The organism is uncultured Campylobacter sp. (assembly GCF_938017705.1).
Classification (GTDB): Bacteria; Campylobacterota; Campylobacteria; order Campylobacterales; family Campylobacteraceae; genus Campylobacter_B.
Window position 1 is genome coordinate 1 of record NZ_CALIIS010000066.1, and the last position, 7,257, is coordinate 7,257.

Below are 7,257 nucleotides of genomic sequence, written 5' to 3' on the forward strand. Positions count from 1 at the left end.
ATGGTTTTTAGTTCGAAAAAATATTAATATAGATAAAATAGAAAAATATTATCTTAGCTAGGAGTTGGTTGTGAATAACAAGGTAGAAGAGCTAAGGCTAGGATTGGGGCTTGATAGGGTGTGTGAAAGATTTTTGCCGAATGAGAGTTATATAAAATTTAGATCTATTTTTTAAAAGGTGCTTGAAATAATGGAAAATTATAATGAACAAAAAGCCAGAGATTACGATAAAAATCCGATAATAATAAAAGACTATGCTTTTTACGACTATATGAAATATTCCACGATTGCTACGCTTATAGGATGCTTATTCTTCATCTCGGTCGTTACCGTAGTAAACCCCATTGAGCCCAAAAATTTTAGACTACTCCCTTTCGCTTTGGTAATGTTTTTTATCAGGCGAAAGCAACAAAAGGGCGTCTATTTCGTATTTAACGATTCGGATATCAAATATTACAAAGAAGATAAAGCTTATAAATCTTTGAAGCTTGAACAAATCGGCGCCGTTGCGATCAGTTTTGATCCTCGCTGGGACCGGCAGCAGAGGATAAGCATACCCGAAATGCTATTTTTGTCACTTTGGCCTTTGGGCGCATACGTTATGCGCGGAATGCATGCGATGATCGCGCTAATTTCGATGATAGCAATTAGCCTGTTTGGAGCGAGTATATTGATGCATCTTAAAAATGGCAGTTTCAGATGCTTAGGCATCTATGACCGGCTTGTGATATACGGCGAAACGGGCGATCTTAGAATTATAAATGTTTTGATTTATAGCGAAAAAGAGTATCTGGAATTAAAAGAGTATTTTATGCGCAAAACGCATATAGATTTAGATAGCGTCCCGCGCACCTTGTCGGTATTTAGCAAAAAGGTAAAATTTAGAAAATTTAAATTTTAAAGCTCTGCTTGAAATTTTGCCTTTAAATTTACGCACTAATCATCGCCGCTTTCATATACGCCGAGCTCTACGAGATTGCCGTCAGGATCGCGCAGGTAGATGCTTTGCATAGCGCCACGCGCGCCCATTCGAGGCACGACGCCAAGCTCTATTTGCGCCCCTTTGCTTTCAAGCTCCGTTTTGAGCTGCTGCGCGCTTTGATCTTCGCAGATGAGGCAAAAGTCCGCCGAGCCTGCGCTAGGACGCGCCGCAAACGGCGTAAACTCGCCCGCGCGGGTGTGGATATTGATCTTTGAAGAGCCGAAACGCAGGCTGTGTTTGCTGCCCTCGCAAACATGCTCTAAGCCCAAAATCCCTTCGTAAAATTCCACGCATTTTTGCAGATCCTCCGTAACTAGGACGAAGTGATCGATCTTCGTGATTTTCATCTCATCTCCTTGCGCGCTCACAAATCGCAAAATTTTTACGCCTCGCGGTGTAATTTTGGAATTTTACCGCGAAATTTTGTGACAAAATTCCAAATGCTCGTAGCGCGAAATCAAAATTTCGCGGCGTAAATTTTAAAATTCTAAAATTTAGCCTAAGTAAAAATGGAGCGCGAGTAGAGTCTGACTTTAGTAAAATTTAGACCGACGAAATTCCGTCTAGCTAGCGCAGCAAATTCTAATCTCGCGATTTTAAAACTAGCGATTTTAAAATTCTCTTGCCTACCTCGACGCCCGGCTGATCGTAAGTGCTGACGCCCAGTATCGCTCCAGTAGCGCTGGTTAGCAGCTCGAAGTAGTAAAATAGCTCGCCCACGCTCTGTTCGCAAAGCTGCGAAACCTCGATTAGATCGACGCTGATGCCCTCGTTTAGCACGGCTTGCAGCGTAGCATCGCACTGAAGATTTAGCACCTCATCCAGTCGCATGCCGTTTACGAAGTCGCAGCCCTCAAGACCTTGCAGACTGATACCAGGCACCGCGTCCGTAGTGCCGTTGTCCGTGAGCTTTAAGAAAGTCACGGTCTTATCCTTTACGCCGTCCATTATGAGCTGAAGGAAGCTGTGCTGATCGCGCGAGCCTACAAGCCCTACAGGAGTAAGCCCCTCGCGGCTAAAGCCGATCTTTTTACCTAGGCTCTCCGCCCAGAGCTGTACGTACCACTCGCCCAATGCGCGCAGCGCGTCGCCATAGCTAAAAAGGACATTGATTTTCGCACTTTTGTGCGTGGCGTAGTGATGGGCTTTTCGTAGAATTTTATTCTCCGCGATTTTAGCGGGATCGCCTGCTAAAATTTCATCCAGATACCGCTCTTTTGCGGCGGCAGCTCCGCGTAGCATCGCGCTTGCATCAAGACCTAACCCAACTGCAGGCACTAGCCCTACTGCACTTAACACGCTAAAACGACCGCCTACGTTAGCGGGCATATTTATCACGCAGGCGCCATACTTGTGCGCGAAGACATCCAGCGGCGAGCCTGCATCGGTGATGAAGATGAAATTTTTCGCTAGCGTCTTTAAATCTGAAATTCCGAAACGCTGCAAAACGACCTTAAAAAGCGAGATCGTTTCAATCGTGCCGCCCGATTTGGAGGATACTATGAAGATAGTGCGAGCAAAATTTAACCCTTCAAGCGCGCGGTTTACACTGTGCCCGTCGAGATTATCCAAAATTTCAAAGCGCAAATTCTTTCTTACGCGCGGACGCAGCATCTCATAAAGCGCTCGCACGCCTACGCTGGAGCCACCGATGCCCAAAAGCACGACCCCGTCGTAGCTTCGTGCGCTAAAAAATTCCTGCGCCCGCGCTATTTCGTCTGCGCCTTGCTGCGGCAGGCGGTAGTAGCCTATCTCGCCGCTTTCGTATTCGGCGCGGATCTTTGCCGCCACCTCCTCTAGCGCGCCCTCTTTTGCCGGCGGGAAAAACAGCTCATTTTTTACCATCGCCGAATTCTCGCTCGTAGAAATATTTGATCGCCTCCACGTAGCCTTTTACTGAGCCGCAGTCGAAGCGAGTGCCTTTAAATTTATACGCGATCACCACGCCGTTTTGAGCCTGCTTCAAAAGCGCGTCGGTAATCTGCACCTCGCCGTTTTTACCTGGCGCCGTCTGTTCGATGAGATCGAAAATATTGGGCGTTAGGATGTAGCGCCCGATGATGGCTAAGCTCGACGGAGCCTCGCCAGGCTCAGGTTTTTCGATCATATCCGAGACCATTATCAGATCGTCGCTGATGCTCTTTCCTGCGATGATGCCGTATTTGTTTACGTCCTGCGGCGGCACCTCCATCACCGCAACGACGCTGCAGCGGTATTTTTCGTAAATTTTAACCATCTGCGCAAGCACGCCCTCGCCGTTTTCGTTCACGCACAGATCGTCTGCGAGCACCACGCCGAAAGGCTCGTCGCGGATTAAAATTTTACCCGTGTAAATCGCGTTACCGAGCCCCTTCATCTGCTCTTGGCGTGTGAAAGAGAAGGTGCAGCGCTTCATAAGCGCCCTGATCTCGTCGAGCAGATACTCTTTGCTGCTGCCTGAAATTTGATCCTCCAGCTCGTAGCTGCGGTCGAAATAATCCTCCAGAGCGCGCTTGCCGCGACCCGTGACGAAGGCCATATTGTCCATGCCCGCTTCCAGCGCCTCGTCCACGCCATAGTGAATGAGCGGCTTGGTAAGAATCGGAAGCATCTCTTTAGGTAGCGATTTGGTCGCGGGCAAAAAGCGCGTACCGTAGCCCGCCGCGGGAAATAAACAAGTCTGGATCATGAAGCTCCTTTGATCTTTTTTTGAACTTTTATTATAATGCAAAAAAGATAAAATTCCGCAAAGGAAAGCCTTGAAAACGATTGAAAAAGAGATCAGCGCCGCGCAGGAGATTAAAAAATCAAGCTTCATCGCCTATCTCGCGCCGATAGCGAGCTTTGAGGCGCTGCGTGCGCAGTTGCGACGGCAACACCCAAAGGCGCGCCATATAGTCTGGGCGTATCGCGCGCTGAATGAGCCCGGGCAGATCGTAGAAAACTCGAGCGACGACGGTGAACCCAAATCGACTGCGGGCGCGCCGTGTCTAAACGCGCTTCGCGGTGCCGAATTGATTAACGCCGCGGTGCTCGTGGTGCGCTACTTCGGCGGCATCAAGCTAGGCACGGCCGGGCTCGTGCGCGCATACTCTAGTAGCGCAAATGCCGCGATAGACGCCGCCGCGGACGCCGCAGAGCTAGTGGAATTCGTGCTGCGTAAGAAGTGCATATTTTTCGTGCCGTTTGCGGCGGTGGCTAAATTTGAACATTTTTTAAAAAAATCGGATTTTGTTTATGAAGCAAGCTTCGGTACCGCAGGAGCGGAGTTTAACGCAGAGCTTAGCGCGGAGGAATTTGAAAAATTTAAAGGCTTTGCAGAGGCTCTCGCGCCGGCTCTTAAAATGCTGCACGAGCCGAAATTTTAAAATTTCAAAATTCTATAAAATTTAAAAGCCCCTCTCGGCTAAATTTGAAAGCATGAGCGGATTTTGCATTTTATCGTAGCGGAATTTTAAAGCTAAAGTGAAATTTCATCGTACGAAACATAAAATCCGATAAATTTTAAAATTCTGTTGTAATTTAGCTTGCAAAATTTCGCGAAAATTCCGTCCGTAAATTTCAAAATCCCATAAAATTTTTAAAATTTCACGTGCTTCATCTTAGCTTCACGCACAGGCAGGCTTAGCAGAGCTGCAATAGCCGCTAGCGTCATATCCAAATACCACATATAATCATACGCGCCGTATGCTCGCACCGCAAGACCTCCGATATATGCGCCAAAAAATCCGCCGATTTGATGCGAAAGCATCGTAAATCCAAATAGGCTTGCTAAATATCGCGTCCCTAATAGCTTACCGACGGCAGCCGCAGTAGGCGGTACGGTCGCTAGCCAGGTAAATCCTAATCCCACGCTGAAGATATAAAACGTAAGGCTATCTTTGGGCGAGAGCACATAAGCACCAATAAGAGCGATACGCAGGGCATATATGCAAAATAAAATGACTTTACAGCGCACTTTGGAAACACACCAACCTACGAATAAGCTGCCTACGATGTTTGCGATACCAATCAGTGCGAGCGAAAAGGACGCTACCTGTGCGCCATGTCCGCTTAGTGCTACTTCACTAGGCAGATGCGTCACTAAAAACGCTACGTGAAAACCGCACGTAGCAAAGCTTAAATTTATCAAAATATAGCTTTTATCGCGCAGTGCCAAACGCAGAACTTCGCCTAAGCTGCGCTTATCTTCTTCATGCAGGCTGGTTTGTTCGCCAAATAGAATTTTACCGCCTGCTAAAAGTCTTGCAAGCGGCAGAATTAGCAAGCTAAGCCCTGCGAGCGTAAAAAATGCGCCGCCGTATCCCAAAGCAGGCGTTGCGATACAAAACCCAATCATTGGCGCAAATAAAAACTGCCCGAACGAGCCGCCCGCATTTAACACTCCGCTAGCAACCGAGCGGATAGAAAATGGCAGGCGCTTTGCCATTAGGCTCATTAGAATCGGAAAACTACCCGCGCCAAGCCCCAGTGCAAGCCCAAAACCCATCGTTAATACAAGCGCGCTTTCGCTGCTAAATAACGGCACAAGAGCGCAACTAATCGCCAGAAGCACGCTGCCCCAAAACAGCACGATGTAGGCACCAAGCTTGTCTGCAAGTATCCCGCTAAGCGGTTGCGAAAAGCCCCATACCAGCTGCGTAGTTGCCATCGCAAAGCTTACTTGTGCGATGGATAGGGAATTTGCTTGCATTATGGGCTGTACGAAAAGACCTAATGACATACGAATGCCCATCGTAATCATCAAAATTGCCGCGGCGCATAGGATCATTACCCAAACTGATTTCATATATATTCCTTTTAAAAGGCAGAATTATAACATAAAAATTACGAATATATCGAGATTTTATAGATATATTTAATTAATGTATTTTAGTATATTATTTATGTAAGAGGAATTTACCGAGCTTTAATGGGCTTTGCATTAAAATTCCCTTTTCAAGGAGAAGCGATGATTTACGAAGACGAGATGATTTACGTGGAGCGCGAGGAGCACGAAGTGCCGTGGGTGAAGGTCTTTACGAAGGCGAAATTTAAAGAGCTTAGCGACTGCGATGAGGCGACGTTGGCGCATCTGTGGCGCGCCGTGCTTCAGTGCGAAAAGAGCCTGCGGGAGTTTTACGCACCCGATAAGATCAACATCGCAAGCTTCGCCAACTACGTGCCGCGCGTGCATTTCCACGTCCAGGCGCGCTTTAAAAACGACAGCTTTTTCCCGGAGTCCGTCTGGGGAAAAAAGATGCGAAACGGCAAACTCGATCTGCCGGAATTTAGCGAATTTGCAGAAGTTTTAGCGGCAAATTTAAAGATGGAATTCAGATGATAGGCGCGCGCTCAAAAAAATACCTAAGCCTTTTCGCGCTTGCTTGCTGCGTCGCCACCTTTGCGTTTTATCTGCGCTTTAAAAGCGAGGAAAACGAGATAAAAATCAAGCAGCAGTTCGATTTCAGCGCGAGTCTGTTTGAAAAGATCGTCGATGAAGAGAAGCTAAACGCCTTTGCGATCTCGCTGATTTTGTCGCAGAACAGCGACGTGGTACGCTGCTTCGAGAGCGGCAAACACGGCGAGTGCATGGACGTGACGAAAAAATACAAAGACATTTTAAGCGCGGTGCCCTTTTACACGGGCGTTAAGATACATTTTCACACGCAAAACATCAGAAGCCTGGCTAGGAGCTGGAGCGACGAATTTTACAACGACGATCTGAGCTCGTTTCGTCATTCGCTTTTGCAGATCCGCCAGAGTCTGCTTCCAAAAGCGCTTGTGGAGATGGGGCGGTGCGGGGTTTTTATGCGCGGAATTTCGCCGGTTTTTAGCGACGGTAAATTTATCGGAAGCGCCGAGATAATGCTCGATTTCGAGCACGTCATCGCGCAGATCAACCGCATGGGAAACGATATTTTTATCTTAGTCGATAAGAGGTTTGAAACCGACTGCTTCTACGATAAAATAGGCGTTATCAAGGACTTCATCGTCGTAAATAGCGCGCCGGATTACGACGTTTTGTCGATTTTGGCGACGCTTGATTTTGGGGCGCAGAGTTTTATCAAAAAGGACGGGCATTATTTTTACGTGCGGGCATTTTCGGACGAAAACGGCACGAAGCTGGGCTATATAATTTTGCACCGCGAAGGCTAGCGGCGGGATTTAAATTTAGGCGCTCGCCGCTCTTAGCTACTTTGTCGCGGCGGCGGCAGCGCGGCGAGCGAGCGTTTTAAATTTAATCGCAAGATCGCGGAAATTTACGCTGAAATTTTAAATTTTAAAAGGAGCGTCGGTATGAAATTTTATAAATC

General features: G+C 47.4%; 8 protein-coding genes. 4 read left to right on the forward strand and 4 right to left on the reverse strand.

Translation table 11 applies throughout. The features are described from left to right. Window positions 1-190: 190 nt before the first annotated feature. Window positions 191-901, forward strand: a complete 711-nt coding sequence (locus tag Q0605_RS03365) for a hypothetical protein (protein ID WP_298704244.1) — start codon at window positions 191-193, stop codon at window positions 899-901. Between the two features lie 35 nt (window positions 902-936). Here Q0605_RS03365 and Q0605_RS03370 read toward each other — a convergent pair whose 3' ends face one another. From Q0605_RS03370 to galU, 3 genes are all read right to left on the reverse strand, one after another. After that, window positions 937-1,329: a VOC family protein gene (locus Q0605_RS03370; RefSeq protein ID WP_298704246.1), complete on the reverse strand. Its 393-nt coding sequence runs from the start codon at window positions 1,327-1,329 to the stop codon at window positions 937-939. A gap of 235 nt (window positions 1,330-1,564) precedes the next feature. Next, window positions 1,565-2,827: a glucose-6-phosphate isomerase gene (locus Q0605_RS03375; RefSeq protein ID WP_298704248.1), complete on the reverse strand. Its 1,263-nt coding sequence runs from the start codon at window positions 2,825-2,827 to the stop codon at window positions 1,565-1,567. Next, window positions 2,814-3,650: a UTP--glucose-1-phosphate uridylyltransferase GalU gene (galU, locus tag Q0605_RS03380; protein WP_297881561.1), complete on the reverse strand. Its 837-nt coding sequence runs from the start codon at window positions 3,648-3,650 to the stop codon at window positions 2,814-2,816. Before galU ends, Q0605_RS03375 begins: the two co-directional genes overlap by 14 nt. Before the next feature lie 70 nt (window positions 3,651-3,720). Between galU and Q0605_RS03385 the strand changes: the two genes are divergently transcribed. Continuing rightward, on the forward strand, window positions 3,721-4,329 hold the full coding sequence (locus Q0605_RS03385) for a YigZ family protein (RefSeq protein ID WP_298704250.1): 609 nt from the start codon (window positions 3,721-3,723) through the stop codon (window positions 4,327-4,329). A gap of 212 nt (window positions 4,330-4,541) precedes the next feature. On the opposite strand, the gene Q0605_RS03390 is transcribed toward Q0605_RS03385, so the two are convergent. Next, a complete protein-coding gene (locus Q0605_RS03390) occupies window positions 4,542-5,750 on the reverse strand; it encodes an MFS transporter (protein WP_298704252.1) in 1,209 nt (402 codons plus the stop codon). A 162-nt stretch (window positions 5,751-5,912) separates the two neighbouring features. On the opposite strand from Q0605_RS03390, the gene Q0605_RS03395 reads away from it, so the two are divergent. Both Q0605_RS03395 and Q0605_RS03400 read left to right on the forward strand, forming a co-directional pair. Further along, window positions 5,913-6,284: an HIT family protein gene (locus Q0605_RS03395; RefSeq protein WP_005870777.1), complete on the forward strand. Its 372-nt coding sequence runs from the start codon at window positions 5,913-5,915 to the stop codon at window positions 6,282-6,284. Next, complete coding sequence (locus Q0605_RS03400; protein ID WP_297915495.1) at window positions 6,281-7,099, forward strand: cache domain-containing protein; 819 nt, start codon at window positions 6,281-6,283, stop codon at window positions 7,097-7,099. The genes Q0605_RS03395 and Q0605_RS03400 overlap by 4 nt, the downstream gene beginning before the upstream one ends. Window positions 7,100-7,257 lie beyond the last annotated feature (158 nt).

Coding starts and splice junctions, on each gene's coding strand:
- Q0605_RS03375 (WP_298704248.1), bottom strand. CDS start 2,827: ATGGTAAAAAATGAGCTGTTTTTCCCGCCGGCAAAAGAGGGCGCGCTA.
- Q0605_RS03370 (WP_298704246.1), bottom strand. CDS start 1,329: ATGAAAATCACGAAGATCGATCACTTCGTCCTAGTTACGGAGGATCTG.
- Q0605_RS03395 (WP_005870777.1), top strand. CDS start 5,913: ATGATTTACGAAGACGAGATGATTTACGTGGAGCGCGAGGAGCACGAA.
- galU (WP_297881561.1), bottom strand. CDS start 3,650: ATGATCCAGACTTGTTTATTTCCCGCGGCGGGCTACGGTACGCGCTTT.
- Q0605_RS03365 (WP_298704244.1), top strand. CDS start 191: ATGGAAAATTATAATGAACAAAAAGCCAGAGATTACGATAAAAATCCG.
- Q0605_RS03400 (WP_297915495.1), top strand. CDS start 6,281: ATGATAGGCGCGCGCTCAAAAAAATACCTAAGCCTTTTCGCGCTTGCT.
- Q0605_RS03390 (WP_298704252.1), bottom strand. CDS start 5,750: ATGAAATCAGTTTGGGTAATGATCCTATGCGCCGCGGCAATTTTGATG.